We start from the raw sequence: 16057 nt of genomic DNA, 5'->3' as shown, positions 1-16057 counted from the left end.
ACCTCAGTGCCTGGCCGAACGCCCACCGGGTCAAGCGGGCAGAGAGCTGTATCCGTGTGCCCGTTTCCGTGTGCAAGGGACCGCGTTGGGAGGTGTCGGGCGAACACAGCATCCCCGATTCGAGTGGACTCCCCGCGAAGGCATCGTCTTGCCCGCTGCTGGCGGCTAATGATGGCCAGGGCGCCTCACGGGCTGATCGGTGGGGTGCCCGGACCGCGCCACTGTGGGGCAGCGGTGCCCTGGCCGCCCGGGAGAGCCGACATGATCGTGGTTGACGCGTGCGACGAGTGGAGTCCGTTGCGCGAGGTGGTGGTCGGCACGGCGTACGGGGCGATGTTCCCCGCCGAGGACCCCCGCATGATCGAGGCGACCATGCCCCGCGAGCACTGGGCGGAGTTCCGGCCCGGCCACTCCTTTCCCTCCTGGATCGTGGAGGCCGCGGAGCAGGAGCTCCAGGCCCTGGCAGAAACGCTGGAGAGCCTGGGCAGTGTGGTGCACCGGCCGCGTCGCGTCCCCTGGTCGGGCCTGGGCGGCTACTGCGCCGCCATGCCGCGCGACTTGCTGCTCGTCATGGGCAACCGTGTCGTCGAGGCACCGATGGCGTGGCGTAGCCGCCGCCACGAACTGCTCGCCTACTGGCCGCTCCTTCAACAATTCCGCCAATCGGGTGCGCACTGGCTGCCGTCGGCGGTGGACCTGTCCGTCGACCCCCTCACCAGTGGCCCGTCCCGCTCGGGCCAATGGGTGATCGGGGAAGGCCGACCAGCCTGGGACGCCGCCGATTTCCTGCGACTGGGGCCCCGTACCCTCGTGGGCCAGCTCAGCCACGTCACCAACCGCTCGGGCATCGCGCACCTGCGCACCCAGCTCGGCCCCGACACCCGCGTCCACCTGGTCCAACCGCATGACCCGCACGCCATGCACCTCGACGCGACCCTGTGCCCACTGCGGGAGGGGCTGGCCCTGTACAACCCGGAGCGGCTGGATCCCGCCCAGCTTGCCGGCTCTCCGATGGAGGGTTGGGAGCTGGTCCCTGCCCCTCTCCCTGAGCCGTGCGACAGCCCCCCGCTCTACATGACCAGCCCCTGGGTCAGCATGAACCTGCTCGTGGTCGACCACCAGCACGTCTTCACCGAGGCCCGGGACGAAAAGCTCCAGGAGCTGCTCGTCTCCTACGGCATGACTCCAATGCCGATGCCCTTCCGTAACGTCCAGGCGCTGGGAGGCTCCTTCCACTGCGCCACCCTCGACCTGCGCAGGGACCGTCGCCGCACCGAAGCCAGCAGCAGCGCCGGCTCAACCAGCGGCTAGGGCCTGTTGTGAAAGTCCTGGTCGCGTGAGGTTTGGCGTCCATGAGGGGCGTCGTTGTCAGTGGTGCTGTGCATGATCGGCGCGTCAGCTTTTCGCGGAGGTAGGGAAGTGCCATGCCGATCACAAACCAGCAGGTAGCGGGACACGCGTTCCTGCGGCAGATGTACGACGACTCGTACTTCCCTGATCACGTGGTCGACCGGGGGAAGACGATCCTGCTGCGGCTGTGCGAGCGCATCGAGGCGGAGCGGCCGTCGGACCTGGAGAGCTTGTATGCACTCACCCAGGCTGCGACGGAGGAGTTCAATCTGCTGGACAGGGAGTTCGTGGCGGCCGGGAGCGAGATCGAGACGGTGGCGCGGGAGTGGATCTGTGACGAGTTCTGCTTCGTCGCGTCGGCATACGGGTTCACGGAAGCGGACGCAGAGGAGCTGAGCGCCGGCCGGGACTGGTGAACCAGGACGGGAGGGCTACCTCCGTTCAAAGCCACTCGTTGATGGCCGCGACGAGCACGGTCGCCTCGTAGCGGACGGCGAGCTTGTCGTACCGGGTTGCGACGGCGCGATGTCTCTTGAGTCGGTTGATCCCGCACTCGACCGCATGGCGTTCGCGGTAGTCGGCCGGGTCGAAGTACGGCGGCCGGCCGCCGCGGGAACCGAGCTTCCGGCGGTTGCGCGCTTGATCGGCCTTGTCCGGGATGGTGCAGCGGATCCCGCGTCGGCGCAGGTAGGCGCGGTTTCTGCGGGAGGCGTACGCCTTGTCGGCCCGCACGCGGTCGGGGCGGACGCGCGGCCGGCCCGGCCCGATGCGGGGCACGCGGACCTTCGCCAGTACAGGTTCGAACTGCGGCGAGTCCCCGCGCTGTCCTGCCGTGACCACGATCGACATGGGCTTCTGGCCTTGCTCGACGGCCAGGTGGAGCATGGTGATGAACCCGCCGCGCGACCGTCCCAGCCCATGATCATGGGGCTCCGTGAAGATGCCGCCCGGTGGTTTCTTCTGCAGGTCACCCTGCCTTCGGGCCCCGGCCGCGTGCTGATGGGCGCGGCAGACCGTGGAGTCGACGCTTAAGGTCCCAGACGATCGCGCCTTTCGCGTCGGCCAGGGACTGGAGCCGGGTGAGGATCCTCTGCCAGGCGCCGTTGCGCTGCCAGCGGCGGAACAGGTCGTAGACCCGGTTCCACGGCCCGTACTCGGCGGGGATGTCCCGCCATGGAACTCCGGTCCGGACCCGGAACCGTATGCCGTCTATCAGCTGCCGCCGAGGCCAGACGGGTGGCCGCCCCGCCCTGGCCCCCTTCGGCAACAGCGGTTCCAGCATCGCCCACTGCTCGTCCGTGAGATCTCCCCGACCCATGAACCGTGATCATTCACAGCAAGATCCACTTTCGACACACGGCCTACGAGACCCCGGCCGCGGAGTGCTGTGATCTGTCGGGGCAGGGCTTGGGCTGCCCCGTATGGCGCAGATCGGTGTGCGCTTACAGCCCCGTCACGGCCCTTCAGCGCAGGTGTAGCCGTCGGGGGACGTCTTGATCCTGTTCAGTAGATCCCGCAGCACTGTGCGCTCTTGTTCCGACAGGTCGGCGAACAGCTCGTTCTCGACCTCAGTCAGCGCGATCTCCAGTCGGCCCAGGGTGGTGGTGCCGTCAGGCGTCATTTCCACGATGTGGCGACGCCGGTCAGCGGGGTCGCGGCGGCGGCGGACCAGGTCCTCGCTTTCGAGGTCGTTCAGGATCGCGACCAGCACGCTCGGGTCGACTTCGAGCTTGTCGATCAGCGCCTGCTGGCTTACCGGGCCGGAGCCCAGGTACATGAGCGTCATCGCGTGCCGGGGGCTCAGCCCGGTGGCACTGAGAGTTCTGCGCATCCAGGCGTCCGTGATCCCGCCGTGCCAGGCCAGCAGGAATGTCAGCCGGCTCATCGGTCCATCAGTCCTGTCCACTGTCATGCACCAGACCGTAGCAAAGACTCCATGGTGGTTTGACAAAGATCGTTGATGGGGTTCAACTATCCAAGTTGAACCACGATCTGGAGGAATCAATGTTCATTGGTTACGCGGTCGCCGTAGTCCTGTTCGCGGCTCTGCTGGTGTTCTCGGGACGCGGCGTGCTGGTCAAGGATGAAACGGTGGTGGCCAGCCTGACCACGGTGGGAGTTCCGCCCAGCTGGTTCGTGCCGCTGGCAGCGGTGAAGTTCGCAGGTGCGCTCGGCCTGTTGGCGGGGCTCGTCTACCGGCCGCTCGGCATCGCCGCTGCCGCGGGCGTCCTGCTCTTCTTCGCCGGCGCCGTGGTTTCGCACCTGCGGGTGAGAGACATGAAGGGGGCTCCGGCCCCCGCCGCACTGATGGTTCTGGCCGTCGCACCCCTGACGCTCGGCATCGCCTCGGTGTGAGCCGCGCGCCCGGACCTGCCCTACGGCGCAGCACTACCGACAAGGAAAGCGGACCGCGATGCGCACCTCACTCATGGGACCCACGGGCTGGGCCGTACCCGCACAGGGACTGGGATGCATGCAGATGGGCGACCCAGCCGACGAGGCCGAGGCCACCGCCGTCATCCACCGGGCGCTGGACCTGGGCGTGACCTTCCTGGACACCGCCGACATGTACGGGCGAGGCAGCAGCGAACGTCTCGTGGGCCGTGCGCTGCGCGGCCGACGCGACCGGGCCCTGCTGTGCACCAAGTTCGGCATTGTGCGCGGTGCAGGCGACTCCTGGACGATTCGCGGTGACGCCGCCTACGTGCAACGCTCCTGCGAGGCGAGCCTGACCCGCCTCCGGACAGACGTCATCGACCTCTACTACGCACACCGCCTCGACCCGAAGGTCCCGATCGAAGAGACAGTCGGCGCGATGGCGGACCTGGTCCGCGCCGGAAAGGTGCGCCACCTCGGCCTTTCGGAGGTCACCGGCGACGAACTGCGCGCCGCCCAGACGGTGCACCCGATCACCGCGGTGCAATCCCAGTGGTCGCTGCGCGCCCGCCGCATCGAGGACATGCTCCCGGTCTGTGCCGAGTTGGGTGTGGGTGTCGTCGCCTACTCCCCGCAACGCGGACTCTTCCACCCATCCCAGATCGACCCGGTGCACGCGGCGCTGTCGGTCCCCCTGGCGGACGCCGCCCGCAAGCACCGAGCGACGCCTGCACAGATCGCACTGGCCTGGGTGCATCAGCGAACCGACGCCTGGGGGATCACTGTCACCCCCATACCGGGCACGACACGGGTGCCACACCTGGAAGAGAACATCGCCGCCGCCGAAATCACCCTGGACGCCGAGGACCTGGAACGACTCGATGCCCACCTCACAGTCCTCTGAGGGATGTCCGGGCGAGGTGGCGCGGTCACCCCCGGAGCCTGAGGGAGGCCAAGCGCTTCCCGCTGGGCAGCCAATTCAAGAAATCAAACATCCATAATGGTGAGGAATGATTGAGATGCAGGCACGGATGGCCGATGTCTACAAGATCGCAGCAGGCGGCTACCAGGCCATGGTCGCCATGGAGAACTATCTCCGGGACAGCGGCGTCCCTCAGCGCATCCTGGAGCTCGTCAGACTGCGGGCCAGCCAGATCAACGGGTGCGGGATCTGTGTGGATTCGCACGCCCACAAGGCCCAGAAGGCGGGCGAGAGCGACGAGCGGCTTTGGGCGACAGCAGCCTGGCGTGACGCGCCGTACTTCACCGACCAGGAACGGGCGGCGCTGGCCCTGACCGAGGCGGCCACCCGAATCGCCGACAGCCCCAGCGGAGTACCCGACGACGTGTGGAACCAGGCCGCCGACCACTTCGACGAGGAGGCCCTCGCCGCACTGGTCATGGCAATCGCCTCAGTCAACGCCTGGAACCGTATCAACGTAGCCACCCGCCAGATCGCCGGCGCTTACCGCTGACATCGACAGGCACAATCCGGGCATGTGGTGCCGGGCGAGACCTACCCGGCACCACACCACGGACAACCGTCAGCCCCAGGGGCAACCACCGAACTCATCCACAGGTATTGACGATTCCTCGGCCCCCATGGCTGCGCCCAGTGCACAGATGCATGTCCGCAAGGAAGTACGCGAGCTGAGCGAGAGTGAATGGGCCGCCTACGCGAAAGCGGTTGCCTCCGCCCACAGCGAGGGCTGGGTCGCATGGTTCGCGGGCCAAGCCGACGCACACTTCGGCGCCACCACGGGGAACTCTCTGTTCTTCCCCTTCCGCCGCAAGCTCCTGGCGCACTTCGAACAGACGCTGCGGCGGTTCGACCCGACGGTGGCCGTGCCCTACTGGGACGTCTGCCAAGACGCGTCGAACCCGGCTGCCTCTGCGGTCCTCACGCTCTCCGCAGGACACCGGCATGACTCAAGCCCCGGGCGCCAGGCCTGCGCCGGAATGGTCGATGACGTTGCCGTTGGAACAGTTGTTCTTGTGGTTGCCGGTCCAGTCGCTCAGGGCGGGCACCACGGCGAGTTCCTGGATGCACACGTCAGCGGCGGTGAAGTTCCAGTTGTTCGCCGCGTTGACTCCGCTGCCGAAGTTGCTGTCGTTGTCGGCGAAGGCGGGCGTGGCGGCGGAAAGGGCCGCAACAGTCAGCAGGCCGCAAGTGATGATCTTTCGCATGGCTGGGGAACGCGTCAGGGCCCGCACAGGTCACGCGGCAAACGAACGAAAGCGGGCGGGGTCACCCGCCGGGCGCCCAAGGGGCCGGCGACCAACCCTCCACCCAGGACCAGCAGCCCTTCGCACACGCCGTGCCGGGCCAGGCCTTACGGAGCAGCGGGCCCCAGACGTCTGTGGCCGGGGCCCGCTGCCGTGCTTGTGGTGTGGCGGAAGTCAGTGGACGACGAGGGAGAAGGAGCCGTCGGCGAAGGTGCCTTCGTGGTCGGTGGTGGTGACGCGGATGGACTGGGGGTCGTCGCCGCAGTCGGGGTTGTTGCCGAGTTCGGTGACGACGAAGAGACGGTAGCGGTGGGACGCGGTGGTGAAGACCGCGTTGTTGGGGTCGACGCCGGGGTTGAGCTTGACGCAGTACCTGCCGTCGGAGAGGCGGGTGACGGTGTCGATGCCCTTGGAACGGACGATGGAGCCGTCGTCGTTCACGGTGACGGCGGCCCGCGCGTAGGGAGCCCGGACATTGTCGGCGGCGGCGAGTGCGATACCTCCGCTGACGCCGGCGCCGAGCAGGGCGACTGCGGTGGTTGCCAGGACGAGGGCGCGCTTGCTGCGGGAGAGGTGCACGGCAGGTGTTTCCGTTCTGGGGAAGGTGTGCGAAGGACGGGGGTTACTGGATGGTGAGGTAGAACTCCTGGCCTGCGAAGCTGCCGTTGCGGTCGCCGGTGACCACGGGGATCGTGCGCGGGTCGCCGCCGCACTCCGTGCGTCCCAGGGCAATCTGCACGCTCGAGCCGCGGTTGGCTCCGGTGCCGAGCGTGGCGGTGAAGATGCTCTCGGAGAAGTTGATCTCCGGGTCGGAGACGTGCAGGCAGTAGATCCCCGTACTGGGCCGCGTAACGGCGTCGATGCTCTTGGCCTCCAGCAGGGTGCCGTTGGCCGTCACGTGAGCGGCGGCCTGCGCGTAGGGGGCGTACGCGTCGGCGCCGGCGGCGGTGGCCGAAGCGGCGACCAGGGCGAGACCGCCCATACCCACGGCGGCGCAGCGAGTCAGTCGGGTCAGGAACATGGCACTCCTGGTGAGTTGTATGAGAACGGAAGTCGCGGGGCGACGGTGATGTGAGGAGGACGTAATCGCGGTTACCTCACCTCCCCGTACGGCTGCACGGAGTCGGTACCGGGGCGCGGTGAAGCTCCGATCGGACCGATGTGGCCCACGAGAGAGGCCCGACGACGGCAGCGACGATGGCAGAAGGGGTCACGACCCCGGGCAGGGGGGAAGGTTTCATCACCCCCATGGAGCGAACGATCTTGCTCCAATCGGACTGGGCACTGTCACCCGACCAGCCCAGCCGCCGGCCGGATCCGGGGTACGGACCTGAGCCCGGTCACTCCCCGTCCCGGGCGTCCGGCTCCTACGACGCCCGTAGACCGGGCTGGAGAGGCGGGTCCGGCCCAGATGGCCTACGCCTCGTTTCGGGATGGATGCGCCGATGGCCGGTCGATGGGGGCACCCATCAGGACTGCACCTCGGCGCCGTCACTCGATCGGCGAAAGCTGCGCCGTGGCGCTCGGGCGTAGGACAGGCTGGTGCAGTACGCATTCGGCATCCGAGGCAGGAGCTCACGAGCGTGTCCGCGAGTGTTGCAGCACATGAGCAGGTATCCCTTCCCACGGCACTCGACGTGCCATTGGGCCCTCTGGCGGGAATGGACGTACCGCTGTGGCAGGCGGCGAGCGGCTCGGTACTGCATCTGTCGGCAGAGTGCGGGGCGTTCCGCGTTCCTCCGCAGCGGGCTGCCGTCAGCCTGCGGGTGCCGGATCGTGGAAGCATGGCCGACGTTCCGGAGCCCGGGGGGTGCCGGCGTTGCCCCAACCCGTTCCCCGACTACTACACGCAGGCCCGTCGTCTGATCTCAAGCATGGAAGAACTGGCGACGCTGGCCGGCCGGCTCGACTCCGGGCATGACCTGGAGGCGTATTGCAACGTCCTCACCTTCGGGATGTTCGGACCCGGAGGGAGCAATACGGGGGACACCCATCGCCTCCTTCGAAAGCCGCACTCGGCACTGGGCACCGCTCGTGATCGGCTGGCGGAACGCCATGCCGACGCCTACCGCAGCGGGAAGGCCCAAGAGGAGCTGCTCCTGATCGCGACGGCCGCGCTCCTCGACTCCGACTTCCGACGCCGTCGGCCCGGGAAGTTCCGACTCCCCTGGCAGGAGACCTGGGAAGAGATCTGCGAGGAAGCCCTGGACGCACAGGAAGGGAAGGACACCTTCTCGGGCACGGCACGCTACGACTACCAGTCGGGCTTCGACCGGTGGTGCGAGAAGTGGCTCCATGCCCTGATGCGTCTCACTCCTGCCGAGCAGAACAACCACGCCTCTCCTGTAGCGGCACGTTGGGCGCGTGCATACGACGCCCTGGAGCGGGCGATCAAGCGCGACCTACAGGATGAACCGTGGGTGGTCAGGCTGGCCGATCAACTGCACCACACGGGGCGCGGGCTGGTGACCGGCGTCGCTGCTTCCATGGCCGAGCCGGTGGTCGTGGCCTACGACGGACGCGAGGGGATCGATATGCCGTGGCCAGCACAGTACCTCCTCTGGGCCCAATATCCAGGCGGTACCCGCCAAGCCGGCCCCAGCCGACACCGCCTGACGGCAGTCCCCCGGCTCTTCACCCTCCTCGACGGTCTCTCGCGCCGCTCCCTGCGAGTGATCGGCGACACCGAATGGCACGACTCGCCCGCCGTGTACCAAGAAGCCATCGACAACGTCCCCAAGGCCGCGTTCTCGCCCGATGCCCACTGCTGGTGGAACGCCCAAGCAGCCGGGCGGCTCCCCCACCTCCTGTCCATGGCACGCGCAGACGCCGCCTCCGCACAACAACAGGCACAGCGCGCCCAGGCACCTTGGCGGTAAGACGACCAGAGTTTCGGGCCGAGCTGGCGAGCGCAGCAGACGTGCAGCACATGGATCACTCCCAGAACTTCCCATCCCACGCCAGCTTCTCCGCCAGGGACCAGCAGGACCAAGATCCGGACCAATTCCGGACCAGCCCCCGCCGAGGGGCCGCACCAACTTCCGTTTCCCCTGGTCAGCGTGGGTGAAGCTTCTGTACCACCAGGAGACGAAGAACATCCTGACCAGCTACTCCCCGAAGAAGCTCGGCTTCTTTTAGAGCCTGAAAGACGGCGCCTGACCTGGGCTTTCGCCCGTCAGGCGCCGTCGGCTCGACCCGCTCGACACGGGTGTCAACTCTTTCTGTTCCTCCCGGTTCATCCAGCCCCTCTCCCACGGTCGAGGTACGCGTCAGCTGACCCGAAGACCGACCGCCAGCGTCAGCTCGAGGACCCGGTGTGGCGATGCGAGATCCGGAAACAGCTCCCGCAGCTGCGACATCCGGTACCGGACGGTCTGGGGATGGACGAACAACGCCGCCGCCACCTCGTCCCGCCTGCCTTGGTGAAGCAGCCACGCCCGCAACGTCTCCTCCAGCCGCCGTGCGGTCGCGACAGGCAAGGTCTGCAACGGTGCGAGGGCTCGGGCCCGCAGGTCTGCGAACGCCTCCACGTCGGCGCTCAGCACCAGCTCGGGCAGGTGGTCCTCGGTGTCGCGGATATCGGAGGAGAGGGAGCGTGCGCGTGCGGCTCGTGCGTACGAGGCGGATGCACGGGTCCATGACCGGGCCGGGCCGACCACGGCGGTGCGGTCGGTCAGCTGCCGCAAGAGGTGTGACCGGTCGGCATCGGGGACGAGCAGTACGCCCAAGGCGTCCGGCAGATCGTCTAGGACGAGGGTGCTCGGGTCGAGCGCGCGGTAGGCAGGCCGGGCCTGGGCGGCGGGCAGCAGGACGGCGGTCAGCGATACCGGAGGCTGCCACCCGGCCCGTTGAACAGAGGCCAGCAGCACGTCCGGGCTCGCGCCGGCGAGGAGGTCGCGGGCCAGGTGTTCCAGGTGGCGCTCGTGGTCCCGGCCCCGGGCGGCCAGTTCGTCGGCGTGGCCCGCGGCGCTCGCGGCGGAGAGCTCGTCGATGTAGGCGAAGGTCAGCTCGGCGAACTTGGCGACCTCGGCGGCAGGCAGACCTGCGGGTACGGCACCCGCTGCCAGGCATCGCCAGGCCACGCGGGCGCCGACGCGGTAGGCGCTGAGCAGGGCGTCCATCGAACGCCCGTCGCGGACCTCGCCGCGCCCCAGCTCGTAGGCCGCGTCACCGCCGTCGCCGCCCGTGGCGTTCCCGCTCGCGAGGTCCAGGTAGTGCCCGAGGGCGGTGCGGACGGCGCGGCGGATGGTGGCGCCCATGTGTCCCGAAAGGGCGTTGGCGTAGGGAGGGACCTCGTCGATGATCGCCTGGACGACCTCGTCGGCGGTGGTCTTCAGCGCGGCCCGAAGTACGGTGACCGTCGTCTCATCCAGGGCCAGCTCGCTGGCCCTCCGGGTTACATGGCTCACGTTTTTGTTCCCTGCGAACAATTCCGCCGATCAGATTCACGTCCTACGGTTAGGACCTTACGCCCTGAGGCGCAGCAAGCTGGAGCCATGACGAGTGCAGCCCTCCGCAGTAGGGCGTGGAAACTGCTGGAGATGATCACGACGCCGCTGCTGCCGTCGGACTACCTCGACCTGGTCAGCCCGCTGCGTTCGGGCGCCGACCTGCGTGGGCGCATCGAGGCCGTGCACCCCGAGACGGGGGACGCCGCGACCATCGTGATCAGGCCGGGACGGGGCTGGCGCGGCCACACAGCCGGTCAGTACGTGCGGATCGGGGTCGACGTCGACGGGGTGCGCCTGTGGCGCGCCTACTCCATCACCTCGCCGACGAACCGCCAGGACGGCCTCGTCACGATCACCGTGAAGGCGATCCCGGACGGCAAGGTCAGCAACCACCTGGTCCGCAGGGCGAAACCGGGCACGCTGATCCAGCTCGACCAGCCGACCGGTGACTTCGTGCTGCCGCAGGCCAAGCCCGCCAAGGTGCTCTACCTGACGGCCGGCAGCGGCATCACGCCCGTGATGGGCATGCTGCGCGACGTCGATTTCGGCGACGTCGTCATGGTCCACTGCGCGCCACAGCCGCAAGACGTGATCTTCCGCAGCGAACTGCACGACCTGGTCGCGGACAAGAAGCTGCGGCTCACCGAGGTGCACACCGACACGGACGGCATGCTCGACATCGCCCGTCTCGACGAACTCGTGCCCGACTGGGCCGAGCGCGAGACCTGGGCCTGCGGGCCCGCGGGCCTGCTCGACGCCGCCGAAGAGCACTGGACCGCGCACGGCGTACAAGAGCAGCTGCACACCGAACGCTTCCGCCCCGGCGTCGTTGTCGCCGGCGACGGCGGCGAGGTCACGTTCAGCGTCAGCGGCAAGACCGTCGACGCGGACGGCGCCACGCCGTTGCTGGACATCGGCGAGGAGGCCGGCGTGCTCATGCCCTCCGGGTGCCGCATGGGCATCTGCTTCGGCTGTGTCACGCCGCTCAAGGCGGGCGCCATCCGCGACCTTCGCACCGGGGAGATCACCGAGGCCGAGCCGGGCGTCCTCATCCAGACCTGCGTGTCCGCCGCGGCGGGCCCCTGCGACATCGAACGGTAGGAGCACCTTGACCGCCATCGACCCCACCGCCCACCTGACCGCGGAGCAGATCGAGGAGCTCGGCCGCGAGCTGGACGCGATCCGCGACGAGGTGATCGCCGACCGCGGGGAGAAGGACGCCGCCTACATCCGCAAGGTCATCTCGGCGCAGCGCAAGCTCGAGCTGGTCAGCAGGGGTGTGCTGCTGTTCTCGATCTTCCCGCCCGCGTGGCTGATCGGCACCGCCGGTCTGTCCGTGGCGAAGATCATGGACAACATGGAGATCGGCCACAACGTCCTGCACGGCCAGTGGGACTGGATGCGAGACCCGAAGATCCACTCCACCACCTGGGAGTGGGACCACGTCTCGCCGTCCGAGCAGTGGAAGCACTCGCACAACGAGCTGCACCACACCTACACCAACGTGATCGGCAAGGACAACGACCTCGGCTACGGCATCATGCGCGTCGACGAGGACCAGAGGTGGCACCCGTTCCACCTCGGCCAGCCGCTGTGGAACTTCATCAACGCCTGCTTCTTCGAGTACGGCATCGCAGCGTACGACCTGGAGCTCGGCAAGAACCTGCACGAGCGCCGCCGCAAGAACCCGGAGTTCCGCGCGCGGGCCAAGGCCGTGGGCCGCAAGATCCGCAAGCAGGTGCTCAAGGACTACGTGATCCACCCGCTGCTGTCGGGCCCGTCGTTCCTCACCACGCTCGCCGCGACGTTCACCGCGAACCTGATCCGCAACATCTGGACCCACTCGGTGATCATGTGCGGGCACTTCCCCGAGGGCGTGAAGGTCTTCGAGCGCCGGTCGATCGAGGGCGAGACGCGCGGTCAGTGGTACCTGCGCCAGATGATGGGCTCGGCGAACATCAGCGGCAGCAAGGCCATGCACTTCATGACCGGCAACCTGTCGCACCAGATCGAGCACCACCTGTTCCCGGACCTGCCGAGCAACCGGTACGCCGAGGTCGCGGTGAGGGTGCGCGCGCTGTTCGAGAAGTACGAGCTGGAGTACGTCACCGGGCCGCTGCCCAAGCAGGTGTTCTCCGCGTGGCGCAAGGTCTTCCGGCTCTCGCTGCCGAACAAGAAGCCCAAGGTCGATGCGCCGGACCGCGAGCAGGAGCTCGTCGCTGCATGATTCCCGGTATCGGTTCAGATCTTTCGCCCGTACCGGCGGCACCGCCGGGTTCGGTGAGATGCCCTTCCAGTAGCCCTCGATCGCCTTCTTCAGCTCTCGGTTCCCGCCCTGGCGGGGTAGCCGTGGGCGGTGGCGCCTGCTGCTGCGGCTGCGGACGTGGCGGTCACGAAGATCCCCTTCGCGGGAAGGATCCCTGACGCTCCGAGGGGACACGGAGGCACGAAGGGGTACCTGGGCCGTGCGCCCGCTGGGCGACGACCACCGTCCATTGTTCGGACCAGCGAACGAGACGCGGCTGCCCGGAGCGCAGCTGGTTACCGAGCAGGTGGCGCACATGTTTTCGACGCATTCGAACAGGCGATAACCGTCTCGATGTTGCACGTGTGCCAGCAGGGGGCGAGATGAAGTACGACCTGTCCGAACGCGTCGTCATCGGGATCGCCTCCAGCGCCCTGTTCGACCTCGCCGACTGCGACGCGGTGTTCCGGGAGCAGGGTGAGGACGCGTACCGGAGGTACCAGGAGGCCCACGTGGACGACGCCCTCGACAAGGGGGTGGCCTTCCCCTTCGTCCGGCGCCTGCTGTCGCTGAACGACCTCGCGGAGCCCCTCGATCCGCTGGTCGAGGTCATCATCCTGTCGCGCAATGACCCGGATACCGGGCTCCGCGTCATGCGTTCCATCTCGGCGCACGGCCTGCACATCAGTCGGGCCGTGTTCCAGCAAGGCCGGTCGTCACACCGCTTCATACCCGCTCTGAACATGTCCCTGTTCCTGTCGGCCAACGGTTCCGACGTTCGGGAAGCGGTGGCCGACGGCCTGCCGGCGGGGCATGTACTCGAGACCGAGCGAGTCGACGACGACACCGACCGGGAACTCCGCATCGCCTTCGACTTCGACGGCGTACTGGCGGGCGACTCCTCAGAGCGGATCTACCGAACCGCCGGCATCGACGGGTTCCGCGCGCACGAAGTCCTGAATGCGGCCACCCCTCACGACCCAGGTCCCTTGAAGAACTTCCTCGCGGGCATCAACCGCATCCAGCGCCGCGAAGAGGAAGAACGCCGCAAGGACCCCGCCTATCAGCCCCGCCTACGGGTGTCCCTGGTCACCGCCCGGGACGCCCCCGCGCACGAACGTGCCGTGCGTAGCCTCAAGCAGTGGGGACTGCGCGTCAACGACGCCTTCTTCCTGGGCGGCATCGACAAGGCCGCCGTGATGAGCGCCCTCGACCCGCACATCTTCTTCGACGACCAGGTCTCCCACCTGACCGGCACGGCGCCGGCCACCCCAAGCGTTCACGTACCGTTCGGAGTCGTCAATGCACCCCTTCCGGGGCCTGAATGAGTGGCGCACTTGCGGCCATGCCTCGTGCATCGCCGTACGGCGAGCGGAGGCCGGCATGCCCAACCGGTGGGTGCGGCTCTCAGGTTTCGACCAATATCTGGACCTGACGAACCGGACCTCGGAGCGGCAAGCGGCGCGGCACTACTCGAACGAGATCTCCGCGATCGCCGATTGCACGTACCCCGCCGCCTCACTTGTGCAGAAGTGTGCGAGGAACGCGGCTTCATCGAGCGCATGTCGGTGTACCAGCGGATGGGCACGGTCATCGCCGCCCACATGCGAAGCGACGCCGAGGGCGGTACTACGGAGACGGAGAGTCCGACGAGCGCAAGGCGTACAAGGACCGGGCGGTCCGACCACGCGCCATCGGGCGAACCGCCCACCGTCATGCCGAAGCAACGGCAGGTCCGGTGCCCCATGGAGGACGGCGACCCCACGTGCCGGGTTCTGCCGCCGGCCACGCCGGACCACGACACCGCGCCGCTCCCCTACATCCCGGAACCCCGCTCGCCAGAGCTCTGCTACGACCACCGGCCGTAGCCGAAGGCTCAGGCCACCCGAGGGAGCGCCCTCCCCCTGCCGATCGCTACCACGGCTTCCCGCGCATGCCCGATCCCTGCCGCCCGGGCCAAGCCACCGCCCATTGCCCGCCCGCCGCATACGCCAAGATCCGGTCCGCGACCGCCAGAGGCCCGGGCACAATGGACGACAGCATCTGTTCGGAAGGCGTAGCCGGTTTCCTCGGTGGTGGAGGACGATCCGCCCGTAGTACGAGATCGCGTCCCCGCGAGGTGTGGGGGGCGGCCGTGTCGCGCAAGCATCCGCATCACGTCGCAGGCGCGGGCGGCTCCGGCGTGGATGGACTTGATGATCCATGGAATGTTCTCCCAGCGCCGCTCGGAGCCAGCTGGTTCCGCCGTACCCTCGCCTGGTACGTAGTCCCCGGCTGCTGGCGATTCGCCCTGGTCGTCTCGATCGAACCGCGGTCAGCCACCGTTCGCGGTCGTGGAGTTGCCGGTCCGGCCGCCGCGCCGGCCGTGCCAGCCGAAGTCCAGCCCGGCACTGATCGCCAGGATGGCCAGCAGGGTGACGATCGAGGCGGGCTCGTGGATCAGGGTGGTGACGATGAAGGTGACCAGGACCCCGCCGGCTGCTGCGACCGCGAGCACGAGGATGGCCGGGTTGGCGCCGGTCTCTTTGCGCACGCGGAAGTGGGCGATGGTGATGAGTACGAAGATGAGCAGGGCGACGGCGCTGCCGATCGAGGCGATCGCTTCGAGTTTGAACGCGATGGCGAGCACGAGGCAGACGGCTGCCTCGAACAGCAGGCCCGCGGTCACCCGGCCGCCCACCTTGCGGGCCATGAGCGGCGGGAACAGACCGTTGTCGACGAGCCGCTCGGACAGGCCCGCAGCGGGGTACAGCCCGGCATTGGTCGCACCGGCGGTGGCGAACAGGGCGGTGACGCTCATCAGCCAGTAGCCGGCCTGGCCGAGTGTGGGCTCGGCCGCCACGGCGAGGGCGGTGCCGCCGGAGGAGACCACCTCCTCGACGGTCAGGGTGCCGAACACGCCGAGGGCGATGGCGATGTAGATGACGGTGGCGATCCCGAGGGCGAGGTACATGGCTCTCGGCAGCTGCCGCTCCGGTACCACGCGGACATCAACCTCGTCGAAGGCAGCTTCGTCCAGGTTCTTCATTCCTCCAGTGCCACACAGGTAGGAGGTCGCGCCGACCGATCTTGCGCCTCGTCACCTCGGACCGACGCGTCATGCAGCTTGAAGGTCGCAGACCCGGGGCATCCCTGCCCAGTGCGAGCCTGACGGGCGCCCCTGCTCATCGGCCTGGCCTCCGTCGCCCGGCGCAAAGGCAGCGTTGGCAGCGCCACCGCCGTTCCAGTCGAGCTCGCGGATCCGATCCGGGCCCCATGGCTCCAGGTGGGCACCACCCCAGCCAGCCCCCTAACCTGGTCAGCGTAGGTGCAGCTGCTGTACCACCAGGAGACGAAGAACATCCTGACCAGCTACTCCCCCAAGAAGCTCGGTTTCTTCTAGGAGCACGAGAAGCGGCGCCTTGCGTGA

General features: G+C 68.1%; 16 protein-coding genes and 1 pseudogene. 10 read left to right on the top strand and 7 right to left on the bottom strand.

Annotation, left to right across the window (positions count from 1 at the left end):
- Positions 1–261 precede the first annotated feature (261 nt).
- Positions 262–1311, top strand: coding sequence for an amidinotransferase (locus ACFYXK_RS12600; protein ID WP_389411124.1), 1050 nt, complete (start codon positions 262–264; stop codon positions 1309–1311).
- A gap of 113 nt (positions 1312–1424) precedes the next feature.
- Positions 1425–1766, top strand: coding sequence for a DUF5713 family protein (locus ACFYXK_RS12595; RefSeq protein WP_389411123.1), 342 nt, complete (start codon positions 1425–1427; stop codon positions 1764–1766).
- A gap of 25 nt (positions 1767–1791) precedes the next feature.
- Here the strand turns inward: ACFYXK_RS12595 and ACFYXK_RS12590 are convergent.
- A protein-coding gene (locus ACFYXK_RS12590) for an IS5 family transposase (RefSeq protein WP_389411122.1) occupies positions 1792–2668 on the bottom strand; the annotation gives its coding sequence in 2 pieces (ribosomal slippage) (positions 1792–2380 and positions 2379–2668; 879 coding nt in all).
- 135 nt (positions 2669–2803) lie between these two features.
- Positions 2804–3262, bottom strand: a complete 459-nt coding sequence (locus ACFYXK_RS12585; protein WP_389411121.1) for a MarR family winged helix-turn-helix transcriptional regulator — start codon at positions 3260–3262, stop codon at positions 2804–2806.
- Positions 3263–3330: 68 nt separating this feature from the next.
- On the opposite strand from ACFYXK_RS12585, the gene ACFYXK_RS12580 reads away from it, so the two are divergent.
- The 4 genes and pseudogenes from ACFYXK_RS12580 to ACFYXK_RS12565 form a co-directional block, all read left to right on the top strand.
- A complete protein-coding gene (locus tag ACFYXK_RS12580) occupies positions 3331–3705 on the top strand; it encodes a DoxX family protein (RefSeq protein ID WP_389411120.1) in 375 nt (124 codons plus the stop codon).
- Positions 3706–3763: 58 nt separating this feature from the next.
- Positions 3764–4630: an aldo/keto reductase gene (locus ACFYXK_RS12575; protein WP_389411119.1), complete on the top strand. Its 867-nt coding sequence runs from the start codon at positions 3764–3766 to the stop codon at positions 4628–4630.
- A gap of 106 nt (positions 4631–4736) precedes the next feature.
- Positions 4737–5201, top strand: coding sequence for a carboxymuconolactone decarboxylase family protein (locus ACFYXK_RS12570; RefSeq protein ID WP_389411118.1), 465 nt, complete (start codon positions 4737–4739; stop codon positions 5199–5201).
- 22 nt (positions 5202–5223) lie between these two features.
- Positions 5224–5610, top strand: a pseudogene (locus ACFYXK_RS12565) (tyrosinase family protein); the annotation flags it as partial.
- Positions 5611–5655: 45 nt separating this feature from the next.
- Here ACFYXK_RS12565 and ACFYXK_RS12560 read toward each other — a convergent pair.
- The 3 genes from ACFYXK_RS12560 to ACFYXK_RS12550 form a co-directional block, all read right to left on the bottom strand.
- Positions 5656–5913: a hypothetical protein gene (locus ACFYXK_RS12560; RefSeq protein WP_389411117.1), complete on the bottom strand. Its 258-nt coding sequence runs from the start codon at positions 5911–5913 to the stop codon at positions 5656–5658.
- Positions 5914–6126: 213 nt separating this feature from the next.
- On the bottom strand, positions 6127–6531 hold the full coding sequence (locus tag ACFYXK_RS12555) for a hypothetical protein (RefSeq protein WP_389411116.1): 405 nt from the start codon (positions 6529–6531) through the stop codon (positions 6127–6129).
- Positions 6532–6574: 43 nt separating this feature from the next.
- Positions 6575–6973, bottom strand: a complete 399-nt coding sequence (locus ACFYXK_RS12550; protein ID WP_389411115.1) for a hypothetical protein — start codon at positions 6971–6973, stop codon at positions 6575–6577.
- Positions 6974–7613: 640 nt separating this feature from the next.
- Here ACFYXK_RS12550 and ACFYXK_RS12545 point away from each other — a divergent pair.
- Entirely contained in the window at positions 7614–8831 is a 1218-nt protein-coding gene (locus tag ACFYXK_RS12545) for a hypothetical protein (RefSeq protein ID WP_389411114.1), read from the top strand.
- A gap of 390 nt (positions 8832–9221) precedes the next feature.
- Here ACFYXK_RS12545 and ACFYXK_RS12540 read toward each other — a convergent pair whose 3' ends face one another.
- Positions 9222–10361 carry a helix-turn-helix domain-containing protein gene (locus ACFYXK_RS12540; RefSeq protein ID WP_389411113.1) on the bottom strand — a complete coding sequence of 380 codons (1140 nt, stop codon included), beginning with the start codon at positions 10359–10361 and terminating at the stop codon, positions 9222–9224.
- Positions 10362–10448: 87 nt separating this feature from the next.
- Between ACFYXK_RS12540 and ACFYXK_RS12535 the strand changes: the two genes are divergently transcribed.
- The 3 genes from ACFYXK_RS12535 (at position 10449) to ACFYXK_RS12525 (ending at position 13976) form a co-directional block, all read left to right on the top strand.
- On the top strand, positions 10449–11504 hold the full coding sequence (locus ACFYXK_RS12535) for a ferredoxin reductase (protein WP_389411112.1): 1056 nt from the start codon (positions 10449–10451) through the stop codon (positions 11502–11504).
- 7 nt (positions 11505–11511) lie between these two features.
- Positions 11512–12630 (top strand): fatty acid desaturase family protein, encoded by a 1119-nt coding sequence (locus ACFYXK_RS12530; protein ID WP_389411111.1) that lies wholly within the window; start codon positions 11512–11514, stop codon positions 12628–12630.
- Between the two features lie 401 nt (positions 12631–13031).
- Positions 13032–13976, top strand: a complete 945-nt coding sequence (locus ACFYXK_RS12525; protein WP_389411110.1) for a 5'-nucleotidase — start codon at positions 13032–13034, stop codon at positions 13974–13976.
- Between the two features lie 986 nt (positions 13977–14962).
- On the opposite strand, the gene ACFYXK_RS12520 is transcribed toward ACFYXK_RS12525, so the two are convergent.
- The gene (locus tag ACFYXK_RS12520) at positions 14963–15676 is read right to left on the bottom strand and encodes an amino acid permease (RefSeq protein ID WP_389411109.1); all 714 of its coding nucleotides are present in this window, start codon (positions 15674–15676) and stop codon (positions 14963–14965) included.
- Positions 15677–16057: the final 381 nt, after the last annotated feature.

This window comes from Streptomyces sp. NPDC002209 (assembly GCF_042890265.1).
GTDB lineage: Bacteria > Actinomycetota > Actinomycetes > Streptomycetales > Streptomycetaceae > Streptomyces.
This window is presented reverse-complemented; position numbering and strand designations above follow the sequence as displayed.

Excerpts from the sequence above, each read along its gene's own strand:
- ACFYXK_RS12600 (WP_389411124.1), top strand. The coding sequence starts at position 262 with ATGATCGTGGTTGACGCGTGCGACGAGTGGAGTCCGTTGCGCGAGGTG.
- ACFYXK_RS12595 (WP_389411123.1), top strand. The coding sequence starts at position 1,425 with ATGCCGATCACAAACCAGCAGGTAGCGGGACACGCGTTCCTGCGGCAG.
- ACFYXK_RS12585 (WP_389411121.1), bottom strand. The coding sequence starts at position 3,262 with ATGACAGTGGACAGGACTGATGGACCGATGAGCCGGCTGACATTCCTG.
- ACFYXK_RS12575 (WP_389411119.1), top strand. The coding sequence starts at position 3,764 with ATGCGCACCTCACTCATGGGACCCACGGGCTGGGCCGTACCCGCACAG.
- ACFYXK_RS12570 (WP_389411118.1), top strand. The coding sequence starts at position 4,737 with ATGATTGAGATGCAGGCACGGATGGCCGATGTCTACAAGATCGCAGCA.
- ACFYXK_RS12560 (WP_389411117.1), bottom strand. The coding sequence starts at position 5,913 with ATGCGAAAGATCATCACTTGCGGCCTGCTGACTGTTGCGGCCCTTTCC.
- ACFYXK_RS12550 (WP_389411115.1), bottom strand. The coding sequence starts at position 6,973 with ATGTTCCTGACCCGACTGACTCGCTGCGCCGCCGTGGGTATGGGCGGT.
- ACFYXK_RS12545 (WP_389411114.1), top strand. The coding sequence starts at position 7,614 with ATGGACGTACCGCTGTGGCAGGCGGCGAGCGGCTCGGTACTGCATCTG.
- ACFYXK_RS12535 (WP_389411112.1), top strand. The coding sequence starts at position 10,449 with ATGACGAGTGCAGCCCTCCGCAGTAGGGCGTGGAAACTGCTGGAGATG.
- ACFYXK_RS12525 (WP_389411110.1), top strand. The coding sequence starts at position 13,032 with ATGAAGTACGACCTGTCCGAACGCGTCGTCATCGGGATCGCCTCCAGC.
- ACFYXK_RS12520 (WP_389411109.1), bottom strand. The coding sequence starts at position 15,676 with ATGAAGAACCTGGACGAAGCTGCCTTCGACGAGGTTGATGTCCGCGTG.